The sequence below is a fragment of the Gottfriedia luciferensis genome (assembly GCF_001712755.1).
GTDB lineage: Bacteria > Bacillota > Bacilli > Bacillales > Bacillaceae_G > Gottfriedia > Gottfriedia luciferensis_B.
Genome location: NZ_MDKC01000013.1, coordinates 212684 through 229449 on the forward strand (window position 1 = coordinate 212684; position 16766 = coordinate 229449).

Genomic DNA, 16766 nt, shown 5'->3' on the forward strand with positions numbered 1-16766 from the left:
GCAAATAAATTATGAAAACCGCAAATAAAATTGAAGAATCACAATTAAAAATTGAAAATAGCAATTAAAAATGGCAAACCGCAAATAAATTTTGTGAATCACAAATAAAAAAGCAAAATAGCAATTATTTATAAGGAAATCGCTATATAAAGTAGAAGAATCGCAAATAAAGTACATTACCATTTAAAATTAATCAAAAATTTTCCTTGTAGATTATTATTTTGACTAGATTTAGTACGATATTTCAAGAAAATTAATTAAAATAAGGCAATATTGCTTTAAAACATATAAAAAAACTGAAGAATAGATACCAATTCACTTTAACTTTTCACAATCAAGATTAGGAGGTGACACGGAAATTATGTCGAACTTTATCATAAAATAAAAAAGAGGTGATTAAATGATTTTGAAAGAAAGAACTGTTCCATTGACTATTAGGAAACTTGAAGCTCTACTTAGAAGATTACCCAAAGAGCACAACCAAAGATTAAGAATAGAGGATGATCTTGCAAAATTTAAAGCGGGGTTTCATGGTGAAAAATCACTAGATTATCATTTGAGTTTTTTCAATAAAGAACGGTATATTATAATTCAAGATTTAAGATTGTTAGACAACGAAAAACGGTTTTTTCAAATCGATACAATAATTCTTTCACCAAGCTTTATTTTAATTATTGAAGTGAAGAATTTAGTTGGAATACTTTACTTTGATCAAAGTTTCAATCAACTTATTCGAATGAATGAGGGAAAGGAAGAAGCTTTCATGAACCCAATTATTCAAGTTGAGCGGCAAAAACGGCAACTTCGAAGTTGGTTAGAGCAAAATAAGTTTATGAATTACCCAATAATTCCATGGGTTGTATTAAGTAATTCTAAATCGATCATAAAAGCATCATCTAATGTAATACAGATTGCTAACACGGTTATTCATTCAGATTCACTCTACAGAAAACTTGAGGAATTAGAAAAAAAGTTGCATATAAACATTTTCACATCTAAAGAAATTCGTAAGTTAGCAAAGCTCTTAATAAAACAAAATCAACTACTAGATCAAAATATACTCGAGAAATACAATATATCTAAAAATGAATTATTGACTGGCGTAATTTGTGACAACTGTAAATTGTATTCTAGCTCAGAACTAAGGGTTCTTGGTATTGCCCGCAATGCTTCAACGTTTCAAAAGATGCTCATTTACATTCGTTATATGATTTTTATTTATTAATTGGAAATACCATTAAAAATAGCCAACTTCGCGAATTCCTACATATAACTTCAATATACTCAGCTTCAAGACTCCTACGTAAACTAAACCTACCATCATCAGGAACAAAAAAGACAAAACACACTATTTAGACGAGTTGTCACAGCAATCCTCTTTTTAGTTTAATTCCAATCCCGCTGTTGTTAAAACTCCATTTCTTGAGATTTTTAAAAGGTATTCTGCCATGTGTTTTTTTGTGTATGGCATGTCATTTTCAACCCAAAATGAAATTACGCTGAGGGTTGCGCCTGATATATAGCTTATTAGTAGGTCACCTGGTACAAGGTATTTATTCTTCTTTGGTTGTATGAATGCAATGCCTTTTTCGAACGTTGTTGATAATACTTCGTAAAGTTTTCTTCTAAAAATATTTGGTCCTTGTCGTTTTAGTAGGACTTTGTAGAAGTAACTGTTTTTTTCGATATGTTCGAATAGGTGGAAGTAGGATTTTAAGGCCATTTCATCGAGTGAGTTTGGGTTTCCGTCATAGTTACTAAAATCTACATTTTTCATGGCGCTGTCCAAATCAACTAGTTTTTCTCTAACGATTTGGCGGATCATTTGGTATTTGTCTTCGTAATGGCTATAAAAGGTTGCTCTGTTCACATTTGCTTTTTTAGTTATATCTTGTACACTAATCGCTTCAAATTCTTTATCTGATAGTAACGTAATTAATGCATCTTGTAAAAGTTGTCTAGTGCGAATGACACGAGGGTCAAGATTATTTTTTATGCTCATTTTAAAACTCCTTTATTAAATAACTTTAAGAAATCAAACAGTTAATGATAGAGTGTTGCTTAAACAACAATTTTTTAATTATTAACGGTTGAGTACGTTTATAAATCAATTATAATTAAAAACTATGAGAAGTAAAACGACAATGTGTTGCTTTACTTTTGTTACCTATATAGAGAAACGATTAAAAATTTAGGAGGAATTTTATTTATGGGGAACATGAAGAAAATGGTGTTTGTTAACATAATTACTTTAATCATATTAGTTGCTGGTGGATTTGCTGGTTATTACTATTATGATCAATCAACAAATTATATCAAAACTGATAATGCAAAAATAGATGGGCAACAAATTGTTATTTCATCTCCTGCTGCTGGTAAGCTTGAGTCATGGTCAGGTACTTTCGGAAAAACATTTTCACCAAATGAATCAATCGGGAAAGTTTTAACTGCGCCTCAAACTGCTGGAGATACTGCACATGAAGTATCAGTTTCAGTACCAACATATGCTACGATTGTTCAAGCAAATGCAATTAAAGATCAATTGGTTGGAACAGGTTCAACTCTTGGTTATGCATATAACTTAGATAACCTTTGGGTTACTGCAAATATTAAAGAAACTGAAGTAGAAGATGTGAAAAAAGGTCAAGTGGTTGATGTGTATGTTGACGCATATCCAGATACTACTTTAACAGGTACTGTTGAATTTGTTGGATTAACAACTGCAAATACATTTAGTTTATTACCTTCTGGAAACTCTAATGCAAACTATACGAAAGTTGAGCAGGTTGTACCTGTAAGAATTGCTTTAGATCATAATAAGTCATTTGAAATTGTTCCAGGAATGAATGCTTCTGTTCGTATCCATAAGTAAGGAGGAATTTCTATGTCTACAGGAATGATCATAGCATATGGAGGGTTTTGCTTAATTGTTTTCTTTATTATTAATCGAATCGTATTAAGAAATAAAGAAAATGACCTAAAAATAGATAAAAGAGAAGAAATGGTCCAATCGGAAGAACCGAATAAAATAGAAAAAACTGAAGAAATTCAAAAGAAATCAATCCCATCTGAGTCAAGTGAAAAACAGAGCTTTAGCATGGGAAAAGTTTTGACAGTACTATTACTAGGAATGTTCGTGTCTATTTTAAATCAGACATTAATAAATGTTGCTTTACCTAAGTTGATGGCAGATTTTAATGTAACGACTTCGACCGCACAATGGTTATCTACTGGTTTTATGTTAGTGAATGGTATTTTAATTCCAGTCAGTGCTTACTTAGTTGATACATTCACTTATCGAAAATTATTTATCTTTTCAATGATTGCCTTTACAATAGGTTCAATTATTTGTGCTTTATCAGGAAACTTCCCAATTATGATGGCAGGTCGCGTAGTTCAGGCTGTCGGGGCAGGTATTTTAATGCCACTTGGTATGAATATCTTTATGACGATCTTCCCGCCTGAAAAACGTGGGGCAGCAATGGGATTAATGGGGATTGCAATGATTCTAGCGCCAGCTATTGGTCCGACAATAACTGGTTATGTAGTTCAAGATTATTCTTGGCATTTCTTATTCTACGGGATGGCAGTGTTAGGTGTCATTTCAATTATTTTGTCTAATGCTTGGTTTCACATTTCACGTAAACGTTCATTCCCAACTTTGGATATTTGGGGAGTAATAAGCTCGTCACTTGGGTTTGGAAGTTTATTATATGGATTCAGTGAAGCTGGTAATAAAGGTTGGGGTAGCACTGAAGTAGTTCTTTCTTTAGTAATTGCCTGTATCAGTTTAGGTTTATTTGTGTGGAGAGAATTAACTGCTAAACAACCTTTAATAAATTTAAAAGTATTTAAATCTTTCTCGTTTACTTACACATTATTAATTAACTTAATTGTTACGACTGCTTTATACGGGGGGATGATTTTATTACCTCTTTATTTACAAAACATTCGTGGGTTTACACCAATTAGAGCAGGATTATTATTGCTTCCTGGCTCATTGATAATGGGTGCGCTCGGGCCACTTACGGGTAAATTGTTTGATAAATATGGTATCCGTCCTTTAGCCATTTTTGGTTTACTTATTATGACATTTACAACTTATGAGTTCACTAAATTGTCTATTGATACACCGTATTTAAAAATTATGTTTTTCTATACTTTACGTTCATTCGGTATGTCATTTATTATGATGCCAATTATGACGGCTGGTTTAAATAAGTTACCACTTAAGATGATTTCGCATGGTACTGCAACTCAAAATACACTACGACAAGTTGCAGGTTCGGTAGGTACAGCAGTCCTTGTTACAATCATGACGACTCAAACGACAAACCACATGGCTGACTTTTCAAATGAAGTAACTTCAACGAATTCTTTCATTATGGATTGGGTTCATCAAACAGGCGCACAGTTAGCTGGCGCAGCTGGAGTAACGCCTTCTCAAGGTGGGGCTTTAGCAGTTACAACCCTTTATAGCCAGGCGTCTAAATTAGCATCTATCAATGGGATCAATGATGCATTTATTTTTGCAACTGTATTATCAGGTATAGCATTAGTGCTTTCATTCTTTATGGGAAGTAAAAAGAGCAGAAAGATTGCACAACCTAAATCTAAATCTAAAAATCAAAATAAACAGCAATCTTCAGAAACGATTGCATCTTAAAAAAGAGCCAGTTCATGTATTGAACTGGTTTTTTTTTCGACAATTATCACTATATTTTAACTTGTGGGAATTGTGAATAACTTTCTGTGGATTTGTGGATAACTCTTATACTGATATACAATTTTAGTAACTGGTAATGACAATTGAAAGATTAGAAATTTATTAGAACGACATACATATAAGATAAATTAAGAATAATGGAATTTATTTTCCAACTATATCATTCAATTTTCAGATTAATGGCAATAAATATCGACACGTTTTTGTCACATTTGTTATAATGGATACGATTACAAAACTGAATAGTAAAAATTAATGAAAAATACATTATATTTATAATAAGTATATAATGTAGAGCTCTGTAGTTAGAGGAGGGACAAGTTTCGTGAATGCTTATTTAAATAATTATGTGATCGTAGTTGTGTTTCTAGTTATAGGAATTGCACTTCCAGTTGTCGCACTCTCGGTAATAGGTAAAATTTTAAGACCGAATGTACCAACTGAAGCAAAAGCAACGACCTACGAAAGTGGTATTGAACCATTTCATGATGCGAAGGTTCGTTTCCACGCTGGATATTACATTTTTGCACTATTATTCGTTATTTTTGATGTTGAAACTGTTTTCTTATATCCGTGGGCGGTTGCATATGATCAATTAGGGCTTTTTGCTTTTGTAGAGATGATTATTTTTATTCTTATGCTATTACTTGGACTTATTTATGCTTGGAAGAAGAAGGTGTTGAAATGGTTATGAAGTTAGATGGGATTTCTGTTGCTGAAATGGAAGAACTCCAAAAGAATATTTTTTTCACGACTTTGGAAGAAGTGAAGGCATGGGCAAGAAGTAACTCGTTGTGGCCATTAACATTCGGGTTAGCTTGTTGTGCAATTGAAATGATGGGTGTAGGTTCATCTCATTATGACTTAGACCGATTTGGATCATTTTTCCGTACTTCTCCTCGTCAATCTGACTGTATGATTGTTTCTGGAACTGTTACGAAAAAGATGGCGCCAATTGTTAAACGCTTATACGATCAAATGCCTGAACCAAAATGGGTAATTGCGATGGGCTCATGTGCAACTGCTGGTGGACCATATGTTAACTCGTATGCAGTTGTTAAAGGAGTGGACCAGATTGTTCCTGTGGACGTGTATATCCCTGGATGCCCTCCGAATCCAGCAGCTTTAATTTATGGTATTAACAAATTGAAAGAGAAGATTCGTTACGAAGCTAAAACTGGAAAGCAGGTGACGAATAAGTGAGTGAAGATAAGTCAAAAGAACAGTTAAAGAAAGAAGCAGCTGAGAGGGCTAAAGAAGCGGCTCGACGAAAAATGGAACAGTTGAAGGCAGAAAAGGAAGCTGCAAAAAATACTGAAGTTCAAAAAGAAGAAGTACCTGTAGTTGAGGAGCCTACTGTTGAAAATGAAGTTAAACAAGAGGAACCAGCTTCAGAAGATGAAAAAGCGAAAGCACTTGCACTAGCGAAAGCAAAAGCAGTGGCAGCGGCGAAGGCAAAGGCGGCAGCAATCGCAAAACAAAAAGCAGCAGAAGCAAGCGAACAGACTGAAGCAGAAGAGTCAGAGGAGCCTTCTGATGAAGATAAGGCAAAGGCTTTAGCAGCGGCGAAGGCAAAAGCAGTAGCGGCAGCAAAAGCAAAGGCAGCAGCAATTGCGAAACAAAAAGCAGCGGAATCAGGCGAACAGGCTCAAGCAGAAGAGCAAGAGGCGGCTTCTGATGAAGATAAGGCAAAGGCCTTAGCAGCGGCGAAGGCAAAAGCAGTAGCGGCAGCAAAAGCAAAGGCAGCGGCATTAGCAAAGCAAAAAGCAGCAGAAGGTGGAGAAGGTCCAACAGAAGGTGCAGATGATGAAAAAGCGAAAGCAATTGCAGCAGCAAAGGCAAAAGCAGTAGCGGCAGCAAAAGCAAAGGCAGCGGCATTGGCAAAACAAAAAGCAGCGGGTGGAGAAGACACTGCTGGTTCAGACGATGAAGCGGCAAAAGCAAAAGCGAAGGCGATTGCAATTGCGAAGGCAAAAGCAGCAGCAGCGGCAAAGGCAAAAGGTAAAACAGACGGTGGTAAAGAGGCTCCAGTTGAAGAAGTAAAACCTTCTCATAATCAATCTTTGTTAGATGAAGTAAAGGCACTGATTGAAAAAGAGTTTGGAGCGGATGTTATTGAGGAAGCAATTATTAATACGCTTTCTAAACATGATCCAACTTTTACAATTGAAAGGGATGCTTATTTTAAAGTAGCACAGTTCTTAAAGAGTAATGAACAGCTACAATTTACTTATTTATCTGGATTACACGGAACTGATTTTATTGAGTACATGGAAGTTTACTCTTACATATATTCATATGAACGTAAACATGGAATCGCTTTAAAAGTAAGAGCAGACCGTGAACAACCTATTGTTGATAGTATTACTCCAATATGGGAAGGTGCAAACTGGCCAGAGCGTGAGACTTACGACTTACTTGGTATTCAGTTTGAAGGACATCCAAAGTTGGAGCGTATATTGCTGCCAGATAATTGGGTTGGCTATCCACTAAGAAAAGATTACGTTCAATTTGACGAGGGGGTGTAGGATAAGCCATGATTCGTACGGAAGAAATGCTATTAAATGTCGGACCTCAGCATCCAAGTACACACGGTGTATTTCGTCTTGTGTTAAAGATTGATGGAGAGATCATTAAAGAAGCGACACCTGTCATCGGTTATCTACACCGTGGTACAGAGAAAATCGCTGAAAATCTTCAATATACACAGATTATTCCATATACAGACCGTATGGATTATCTATCAGCAATGACAAATAACTATGTTATCTGTCACGCTGTTGAAACAATGATGGATATTAAAGTTCCAGATCGCGCAGAGTATCTACGCGTTATTTCAATGGAATTAGGGCGCGTTGCTAGTCACTTAGTTTGGTGGGGTACAAACCTTCTAGATATTGGGGCAGTAAGTCCATTCCTTTATGCTTTCCGTGAGCGTGAAATGATTATCAATCTATTAAACGAACTTTGTGGAGCGAGATTGACTTTTAACTACATGCGTGTTGGTGGGGTTAAGTGGGATGCTCCTGAAGGTTGGATTGAAAAAGTAAAAGAATTTATTCCTTATATGAGAGAGCAATTAAAAGGATATCACGATTTAGTTTCCGGTAATGAAATCTTTATTAATCGTGTAAAAGGTATTGGTGCATATTCACAAGAAGATGCAATTAATTTTTCATTAAGTGGTGCAAATCTTCGTTGTACTGGTGTTAAATATGATCTACGAAAAGATGCTCCATACTCTATTTACGATCGCTTTGATTTCGATGTCCCAGTGGGAACAGTTGGCGATGCATGGGATCGATATATGTGCAGAATGCTAGAAATTGAAGAGTCATTAAAGATTTTAGAACAAGCTGTTGAACAATTTCCTGCTGAAGGTGATATTTTAGCAAAAGTTCCTAAAATCATCAAGGCCCCAAAAGGTGAAGGATACGTTAGAATTGAGTCACCGCGTGGAGAAATTGGTTGCTATATTGCAAGTGATGGAAAAAAAGAGCCGTATCGTTTGAAGTTTAGACGACCATCTTTTTATAACCTGCAAATTCTTCCAAAGTTATTAAAAGGTGAAAACATCGCAAACTTAATTACTATTTTAGGTGGTATTGATATTGTACTTGGGGAGGTAGACGGATAATGATAGAAAATCTTCTACAAAGTACACCGTCTTGGATAAATTTTCTCATCTATTTAGGTTTAGGCGTTATTTTTCTATTTGTAGTTTTAGGTTTCGTAACATTTGGAATCCTATCAGAACGTAAAGTAATGGGTTTCATGCAAGGGCGTATTGGACCTAACCAAGTTGGTGGACGATATGGTTTACTTCAAACTGTTGCTGACGTATTAAAACTACTTTTAAAAGAAGATACAATTCCGAAAGCGGCAGACAAACCATTATTTATACTTGCACCGATCATCGCATTTGCACCAGCGTTTATGGTATTAGCAACTCTACCTTTCACAGAGAACTTACAGTTTGCTGATATAGGTGTTGGATTACTTTACTATATTGCTGTTTCAGGATTAACAACAGTTGGTGTTGTCACAGCGGGTTGGGCTTCAAATAACAAATACTCACTTATTGGTGGTATGCGTGCAGCAGCACAGATGATTTCATATGAAATTCCGTTAGTAATGAGCGTATTAGGTGTTATTTTATTAACTGGAAGCTTGAATTTAAATGATATTGTTAATGCACAAGATAATGTATGGTTCATTGTAACTCAGCCGATTGCTTTTATCGTTTTCTTAATTGCAGCTGTAGCTGAATTAAACCGTACACCTTTTGACTTACCAGAGGCTGAGTCAGAGCTTGTAGCAGGGTATCATACAGAGTTTTCAGGATTCCGTTGGGCATTCTTTATGCTTTCAGAGTATGTTTACTTTTTTGCAATGTGTTCGTTAATTACGATTCTATTTTTAGGCGGATGGAAACCAATTGCGGGTCTAGACTTTATTCCTGGAGCTGTGTGGTTCTCTTTAAAATTTAGTGTAATTTTATATTTATTAATTTGGTTCCGTGTAACGTTCCCACGTTTACGTGCTGACCAATTAATGGAGTTCGGTTGGAAGGTATTATTACCAGTTTCATTAGCTAATATTTTAATAACTGCATTAGTAAAAAGCTTGTTCTTCTAAACAAATAGACCAATCTAAAGGGGTGTGAGTCATGATTGGGTTAGTAAAAGGTTTAAAATATACTCTTCAAAATTTAACGCGCGAGAAAGTGACATATGATTATCCAAATCAGCCGATTCCGTTACCAGATCGTTTTCGTGGAATTCAAAAGTTTTATCCAGAAAAATGTATTGTTTGTAATCAATGTTCAGCAATTTGTCCAACAGACTGTATTACATTAACTGGAAAAAAACATCCTGATCCTACGAAAAAAGGAAAAATTATCGACACATACGATATAAATTTCGAAATTTGCATTCTATGTGATTTATGTACAGAAGTTTGTCCAACAGAAGCGATTATTATGACAAATAACTTTGAACTTGCTGAATATTCACGTGATGAATTGTTTAAAGACCTTCAATGGCTTGATGAAAACGATCAAAACATTCGAAAGGAGAATAAAGCATGAGTGGTTTTGTAGTTGCTTTCTTTCTTCTTTCTTTATCAGCCATTTTAGGTGGCGTAATGATGTTAAACTCAACGAAAGTTATGCATATGATGCTTTCACTTGTATTAACATTTATTAGTATTGCTGGGATTTATGTCCTTCTATCAGCTGAATTTGTAGCTGTTGTTCAAATTCTTATTTATTCAGGTGCAGTAACAATCTTAATGATTTTTGGAATCATGTTAACGAAACATGATATTGAAAGTGAAAAACCAAAAAGAAATTGGAGAAATATTGCGGCATTAATCGGTATTGTTGCATTTGGAGTCGTTATGTTTTTAGGTGTAAATGGACTTTCAATCGACGAATCAGATGTTGATTTAGCAACAAATAATACGAAAAATATTGGATTACAATTATTTACAAATCATATCGTGCCATTTGAAGTAATGTCTGTTTTATTACTAATTGCTTTAGTAGGTGCGATCATTTTAGCAAAATCAGATGATTCAAAAGAGGAGGGTACGAAGGAATGAGTTCAGTTCCAATTAATGCTTATCTTCTTTTAGCGCTAATATTATTTTGTATCGGATTATATGGTGCATTAACAAAACGAAATACAGTAATCGTGTTAATTTGTATTGAGTTAATGTTAAATGCCGCAAATATTAATTTAGTAGCATTTAGTAAGCTTGGGGTAGCACCGTCGTTAACAGGGCAAATTTTTTCATTATTTACGATTTCAGTTGCAGCGGCTGAAGCTGCAGTGGGCGTGGCAATTCTAATTGCATGGTATCGTCATCGTCAGACAGTCAATATCGATGAAGCTGATTCATTGAAAAGATAAATAGGAGGTGGAATTTGATGATGCAGTATGCTTGGCTTGTTCCGGTACTTCCGCTAATTTCCTTTCTAATCCTAATATTAGCTGGTACAAAAGGAAAGAAAGGTAGTGGGATTTTAGGAGCAACTTTAACAGGAATCTCATTCATCATCTCCTTGTTCGTCTTATTTGACCGTCTACAAGGGGATACAGTGCAGAAACTATACACTTGGTTAACAATTGGAAATATCGATATTCACGTTGGATATGTAGTAAATGCACTAAATTCGTTAATGTTAGTAATCGTTACGTTTGTTAGTACATTAGTACATATTTATTCAACAGCATATATGGAAGAGGATGACCGAATTACAGTGTTCTTCGCATACTTAGGCTTATTTACATTTGCGATGTTAGCACTTGTCATTTCACCTAGCATTCTACAACTTTATGTATTCTGGGAGTTAGTAGGTTTAGGTTCATTTTTACTTGTTGGTTTCTACTTTTATAAAGAGGAAGCAAAAGCAGCGGCTAAAAAGGCGTTCATTATGACTAGAATAGGGGACGTTGGTTTATTTATCGGGATGGTACTTTTATTTTGGAAAACAAAGAGCTTTGATTTCGATCAAATTTTCAATGTAATCCAAGGTGGACAAGTGAGTACTGGTATGTTAACACTTATTGCGATCTTGATTTTCGTAGGGGCAATGGGTAAATCAGGTCAGTTCCCGCTTCATACATGGCTTCCTGATGCGATGGAAGGTCCAACACCTGTTTCTGCATTAATTCACGCAGCAACAATGGTAGCTGCCGGTGTTTACTTAGTAGCAACAACTTATCCAATCTTTATCGCTAGTGGTACAGCTTTAACGGTAGTTGCGATTGTCGGAGGATTTACTGCGATCTTTGCAGCTAGTATTGGTCTTGTGCAAAGAGATATTAAGCGAGTACTAGCATACTCTACTGTCAGTCAATTAGGCTATATGATGCTTGCATTAGGTGTAGGTGGTTATACAGCAAGCATTTTCCACTTAACAACTCATGCGTTTTTTAAAGCATTGTTATTCTTAGCTGCAGGTAGTGTTATTCATGCCGTACACACTCAAGACATCTTTAAAATGGGTGGATTACGTCAGAAAATGAAATGGACATCTACACTATTCTTAATTGGTACATTAGCTATTACAGGTGTACCGTTATTATCTGGTTTCTTTAGTAAGGATGAGATTTTAGCTGCAACTTGGGAAAATGGAAATTACGTTTTATTCGTAGTAGCTTTAATTGCGGCATTCTTTACTTCTTTCTATATGTTCCGATTATTTTTCTTAGTATTCACTGGAGAAGAGAAGACAAAAGGTGCGCACGAGTCACCAATGTCAATGGTCCTTCCAATGTCACTATTAGGGATCCTTGCAATATTCGCAGGTTATATTAATACACCTTTCTTTGGTCGTCACTTAAATGAGTTTTTATTAGATGGAGCACCATTTACAATTGCAGAGCATAGTCATGAACCGGTTTGGATTATGATCGTAGCAACGCTTGTTTCTTTATCTGGTATTACGCTTGCTTACAATATGTATGGAAGAAAAGTGCAGCAAACTAAACAAGAAGAAAATGGATTATTCTATGAAATTCTTCTTAATAAATATTATATTGACGAATTATATAACGGTTCAATCGTAAAAGGAATGTTTGCAATTGGACATGTAATGTTTGCTATTGAGCGTTTTGTAATTGAAGGGCTTGCAGTTCTAGTAAAAGGAATTGTAAGTAGTGTCGGTGGAATTGGTTCAAGGCTTCAAAGTGGTCAAGTTCAAACTTATGGATTTATCACATTACTTGGTCTTGCTCTAATTTTATTAGCAATCGTTGTGACAGGGGGGTACAACTTATGATGTCTCATTTCTTATTATGGGTTGTTTTCTCACCTTTATTGGGATTATTACTAGTTTCTTTTGCGCCAAAGAATTCTTATAAGCTTTGGGCATTATTGACTTCGGTTTTATCATTTGCAGTTACTATACTAGCTTATATAGCAGGTCATAATCATTCTAGTTTAAAAGATTGGAATATTTCATATGATTGGTTTTCATTTGGAAAATTTTTCGCTGGATCAACTAGATTGTTTCAAGTTAAGTTTGAGCTTGGAGTAGACGGTCTATCATTAGTGATGATTTTACTTACTGGTATTATCTCCTTAATCGCTGTAATAGCAGGTTACTCTATTAATAAAGGCTCAAAAGGCTTCTATCAACTTCTATTTATTTTACAAGTAGGTATGTTTGGGGTATTTGCAGCTCAGAACTTAGTGTTATTCTTCTTATTCTTTGAATTAACGCTAGTTCCAATGTTCTTCTTAATTGGCAAATGGGGCCGATTTGATAGTGAACGTGCTGGATACCAATTCTTAATTTATAACGGATTAGGATCAGCATTTTTATTATTTGTTATTGCTGTCCTATTTGCTCGCACAGGTACAACAAATTATGAAGTTTTAGCTAATATCATTCCAATGGGACAACAAACAATTAGTCCAATTTCAGAGCATTTAAAAATGGTTCTATTAATTTGTTTATTAATTGCATTTGCAATCAAACTACCATTATTCCCGTTCCATCGATGGATGGTGAATGTTCATACTCAAGCAAATCCTGCTGTAGTAATCATTCACGCTGGTATCCTATTAAAAATTGGAACTTACGGTTTAATTCGTTTTGCTTTAGGGATTTTCCCAGAGCAATTTGAAAAAATGTCGACGGCTCTTGCGATTATTGGTGTAATTAATTTACTTTACGGGGCTTATATTGCTTTAATCCAAAAGGAATTACGTTCTGTATTGGCCTATTCAAGTTTCTCACACATGGGGATTGTTATTATTGGATTAGCAGCAATGAATAGCGCTGGAATTCAAGGAGCAATTTTACAATCTGTATCTCACGGTTTAATTGCAGCACTTCTATTTTTAATAGTTGGCATGTTAGAAAACCGAGGTGATACTACTAGTTTTGACCGTATTTCTGGTCTTTCAAAATCAACTCCAAGACTTGCCGGCTTATTACTTTTTGGCGGTATGGCATCGCTAGGATTACCAGGTCTATCAGGTTTCGTAGGAGAATGGCTATCATTTGTTGGTCTTTTCCAATCTCATAAAGCAATTGCAACTGTAGGTACGTTAGGAATCATCTTAACTGCAGCTTATATTTTAAGAGCAATTTTACAATTAAGCTTCGGTAAAAGTAGTGAATTTATTTCATCATTCACTGATTTGTCAAAACGTGAAGCAATCGCTTCAGTTATTTTAGTATTTGCGATTGTCCTGCTTGGTGTGTACCCGGCTTTCGTAAACGATATGATTGTTTCATCAGTGGATTTTATCATTCAAGGGATTAGAGGTGTATAGAAGATGACATGGAAAGCATTATCTGAATTTCAATGGGGAACAATGGGTCCTGAGATTATTCTAGTAGCTGCTGCGCTTCTTCTATTAATCCTTGAACTCTTACTACCTAAAAATGCGAGTCGTAAAATAGTCGGTTGGGTTGGTTTACTAAGCGTTGTTGGATCACTAGTATGGTTAATTACGCTTTATTCACATAAACCAATAAGCCTATTAGCGGGATCATTTAAATTTGATTCATTTGGGCTTCTCTTTAAAACGATTTTATTAATAGGAGCAATCTTAGTTTTATTACTTGCTCTTGGAGATAAATCGATTGCGGAGCGCTCAGAATACTACACATTGTTTATTACAGCGTTAATAGGAGCAATGTATATGGCTTCAAGTAGTGATTTAATCACATTATTTGTTGGATTAGAGCTACTTTCGATTTCATCTTATATTCTAGTTGGCATTCAAAAGAGAAGAGAAGGCTCTTCTGAGGCTGCACTCAAGTATGTAATTAACGGCGGTATTTCAACTGCAATAACATTATTCGGACTAAGCTATACTTATGGCTTAACAGGTACAACAAATATTACTGAAATGAATTTGGCACTTCAACAAGGAATTCCGAGCAGTAATGGATTTCTAATGATCTTAGCATTTGTGCTAGTATTTGTTGGATTATCATTTAAACTTGCGTCTGTTCCGTTCCATATGTGGGCTCCAGATGTATATGAAGGTGCTCCAACCCCTGTAACAGCATTTTTAGCAACAGTTTCAAAAACAGGTGGGTTTATTATCGTACTTCGCATCTTCTTAGCAATTTTCACGGGTGCATTATTGATGAAGGAACAAAAATCTGTTTTTGAAGTAATGCAACCAGTTGTTGCTACATTGGCTGCGTTATCGATGATTATTGGTAATACAATTGCTTTAAAACAAAACAGTCTAAAGCGTATACTTGCTTACTCAGGTATTGCACACGGTGGTTATGTTCTAGTTGCATTTGTAAGTATTTCGCCATTCATGTTTGAGGGAATCTGGTTCTATTTATTAGCTTATACATTCATGACAATCGGTATTTTAACAATTGTCTACAATGTACAACAACAAAGGGGATCTGACTCTTTATCATCATTTGCAGGGTTAATTAAAACGAATCCATTTTTAGCGATTACAATGACAATATTTGTGTTATCGCTAGCAGGTATTCCATTAACTGCAGGGTTTATAGGGAAGTTAAATATTTTCTTGGGGGCTTTCGTGCAAGTTAAAGGATATTATGTATTAGGTGGAATTCTACTTTTAACTACAGTAGTATCTTATTTTTACTATTTTGGCATCCTTCAAAATATTTTCTTTAGAAGTGGTGAAGAACGTAAAATTGTACTTCCTAAGACACATCTATTCGTTGTATTGGTTTGTGCTGTTTTAACAATTGTATTGGGGATTAAACCATCATTAGCATTAGATGTATTTCATAAGCTAGACATTGTGAAAGACTTCTTTATGGCGTAAAATATATTTAAATTAAAAGTGTAGGTTGATTCCTACACTTTTTAATTTGTAGAAAAAGTATAAAATTAGTTTTTCAGACTGTTTGAAATTGCTTGTACTAAAAAAACATAAGCTAAAAATGCAACTAGGCAATCTGAAAGTTTTTCTATAAAAATCGAGCGAAAAGAGGACGAAAAATTGGAAGCTTTAGTTGGGACAGAAGCGTTATTAGCAATAATTGTCCATTTATTTTTCATTATTTTAACTTGGTGGGCTTTAACCGCAATTAAGTGGGAGAGTATTATGAAAAAAGGTCATGTCGCCCAAATTCGACTTTTTATGGTGCTATTGACGATTACAATTTCCTCTGCTGTAAGTAGTTTTTTCTTAGACTATCTTCAATATACAAAAAACATTACATATTTATTGAAATAATTTGTCAAAAAGTATGTTACGATGTATCGTATAAACCCCTCTCTACCTGTGAAAAATGGAAGTAAGAGAGGGGATTATTTATGAAAAAGACTATGTACTTATTTTTAATTACTATTACTTTTGCTTCTGCACTATTTTTTAATTGGGGTAAGATCGGTATGGCTGACACTGGTGTAGGCCAATTGAACCGTTTTGCAGACGTATTAAATAAAAAAGACATTTCGGTTACAAGTTGGAATTTATACGCAAGAGAAGCTAAAATGAATACTTCGGTGTCCAAAATAATCAGTAAATATAAAAATGATTTTAAAAATTTTAAGTGGACGAAAACTGACAATGGTAATAAAATAATTGGTACGTTTAACCATAAATTGGTCACAGAAAGAATCGTTGTTACATCTACTGGCAATAACAGCAGCTATGTAATTTATGAACTTAGTGGGACTAAATGGGACCAGCATGCTGAAAAAGAAACAAATAAACTGATCAAGAACTCATTGGAAAATATTTTTAGTAAAGAACCTACTTTTTTTACTTGTATAAAGGGGACAATGGGTGGTAAACTTGAAGGTGTTTTGCAGGGTATAAAAAATGATTTTTTGGGGACTTTTAAAGCAACAAAAATTGAAGAAATAAAAGAAGGGGCATTCGTCTCTGTTTCAGCATATACTGAACAGTGGAATGACGCTCTGGTTGCAAATGGCAAAAAAATTAATTTACAAATTGCAATACGTGAAAACAATGTTGATAAATCAACGACAATTATTATTGGCACACCGATTATAACAGTAGAATATTGATAGATCTATTTTAGGACACGGAGGGGAAAAGT

Annotated in this window: 16 protein-coding genes and 1 pseudogene; 16 read left to right on the forward strand and 1 reads right to left on the reverse strand. The window is 34.9% G+C overall.

The genetic code is table 11. The annotated features are described in order from the left end of the window. Window positions 1–400: 400 nt before the first annotated feature. Window positions 401–1225, forward strand: coding sequence for a nuclease-related domain-containing protein (locus BED47_RS11285; RefSeq protein ID WP_084006869.1), 825 nt, complete (start codon window positions 401–403; stop codon window positions 1223–1225). Window positions 1226–1381: 156 nt separating this feature from the next. Here BED47_RS11285 and BED47_RS11290 read toward each other — a convergent pair whose 3' ends face one another. Then, complete coding sequence (locus BED47_RS11290) at window positions 1382–2002, reverse strand: TetR/AcrR family transcriptional regulator (protein ID WP_025568608.1); 621 nt, start codon at window positions 2000–2002, stop codon at window positions 1382–1384. Window positions 2003–2227: 225 nt separating this feature from the next. Between BED47_RS11290 and BED47_RS11295 the strand changes: the two genes are divergently transcribed. The 15 genes and pseudogenes from BED47_RS11295 (at window position 2228) to BED47_RS11365 (ending at window position 16734) form a co-directional block, all read left to right on the forward strand. Next, window positions 2228–2872 (forward strand): HlyD family secretion protein, encoded by a 645-nt coding sequence (locus tag BED47_RS11295; RefSeq protein WP_439097783.1) that lies wholly within the window; start codon window positions 2228–2230, stop codon window positions 2870–2872. 12 nt (window positions 2873–2884) lie between these two features. After that, a pseudogene (locus BED47_RS11300) lies at window positions 2885–4597 on the forward strand (DHA2 family efflux MFS transporter permease subunit); the annotation flags it as partial. A 454-nt stretch (window positions 4598–5051) separates the two neighbouring features. Next, window positions 5052–5420 carry an NADH-quinone oxidoreductase subunit A gene (locus tag BED47_RS11305; RefSeq protein WP_056469320.1) on the forward strand — a complete coding sequence of 123 codons (369 nt, stop codon included), beginning with the start codon at window positions 5052–5054 and terminating at the stop codon, window positions 5418–5420. Further along, window positions 5411–5929 (forward strand): NuoB/complex I 20 kDa subunit family protein, encoded by a 519-nt coding sequence (locus tag BED47_RS11310; protein ID WP_056469321.1) that lies wholly within the window; start codon window positions 5411–5413, stop codon window positions 5927–5929. The genes BED47_RS11305 and BED47_RS11310 overlap by 10 nt, the downstream gene beginning before the upstream one ends. Continuing rightward, window positions 5926–7254, forward strand: a complete 1329-nt coding sequence (locus BED47_RS11315) for an NADH-quinone oxidoreductase subunit C (RefSeq protein ID WP_069033742.1) — start codon at window positions 5926–5928, stop codon at window positions 7252–7254. Before BED47_RS11310 ends, BED47_RS11315 begins: the two co-directional genes overlap by 4 nt. An 8-nt stretch (window positions 7255–7262) precedes the next feature. Then, window positions 7263–8363: an NADH-quinone oxidoreductase subunit D gene (locus BED47_RS11320; RefSeq protein ID WP_025568980.1), complete on the forward strand. Its 1101-nt coding sequence runs from the start codon at window positions 7263–7265 to the stop codon at window positions 8361–8363. After that, complete coding sequence (gene nuoH / locus BED47_RS11325) at window positions 8363–9364, forward strand: NADH-quinone oxidoreductase subunit NuoH (RefSeq protein WP_025671809.1); 1002 nt, start codon at window positions 8363–8365, stop codon at window positions 9362–9364. The genes BED47_RS11320 and nuoH overlap by 1 nt, the downstream gene beginning before the upstream one ends. Window positions 9365–9395: 31 nt before the next feature. Next, window positions 9396–9815, forward strand: a complete 420-nt coding sequence (nuoI, locus tag BED47_RS11330; RefSeq protein WP_025568978.1) for an NADH-quinone oxidoreductase subunit NuoI — start codon at window positions 9396–9398, stop codon at window positions 9813–9815. After that, complete coding sequence (locus tag BED47_RS11335; protein WP_069033743.1) at window positions 9812–10330, forward strand: NADH-quinone oxidoreductase subunit J; 519 nt, start codon at window positions 9812–9814, stop codon at window positions 10328–10330. Before nuoI ends, BED47_RS11335 begins: the two co-directional genes overlap by 4 nt. Next, entirely contained in the window at window positions 10327–10641 is a 315-nt protein-coding gene (nuoK, locus tag BED47_RS11340; RefSeq protein ID WP_025568976.1) for an NADH-quinone oxidoreductase subunit NuoK, read from the forward strand. Before BED47_RS11335 ends, nuoK begins: the two co-directional genes overlap by 4 nt. A gap of 17 nt (window positions 10642–10658) precedes the next feature. After that, complete coding sequence (nuoL, locus tag BED47_RS11345) at window positions 10659–12515, forward strand: NADH-quinone oxidoreductase subunit L (RefSeq protein WP_069033744.1); 1857 nt, start codon at window positions 10659–10661, stop codon at window positions 12513–12515. After that, entirely contained in the window at window positions 12512–14020 is a 1509-nt protein-coding gene (locus BED47_RS11350; protein ID WP_069033745.1) for a complex I subunit 4 family protein, read from the forward strand. The genes nuoL and BED47_RS11350 overlap by 4 nt, the downstream gene beginning before the upstream one ends. 3 nt (window positions 14021–14023) lie before the next feature. Then, window positions 14024–15520, forward strand: coding sequence for an NADH-quinone oxidoreductase subunit NuoN (gene nuoN / locus BED47_RS11355; protein WP_025568973.1), 1497 nt, complete (start codon window positions 14024–14026; stop codon window positions 15518–15520). Window positions 15521–15697: 177 nt separating this feature from the next. Beyond that, window positions 15698–15934 carry a DUF1146 family protein gene (locus BED47_RS11360; protein WP_025568971.1) on the forward strand — a complete coding sequence of 79 codons (237 nt, stop codon included), beginning with the start codon at window positions 15698–15700 and terminating at the stop codon, window positions 15932–15934. A gap of 80 nt (window positions 15935–16014) precedes the next feature. Then, on the forward strand, window positions 16015–16734 hold the full coding sequence (locus BED47_RS11365) for a YwmB family TATA-box binding protein (RefSeq protein ID WP_025568970.1): 720 nt from the start codon (window positions 16015–16017) through the stop codon (window positions 16732–16734). Window positions 16735–16766: the final 32 nt, after the last annotated feature.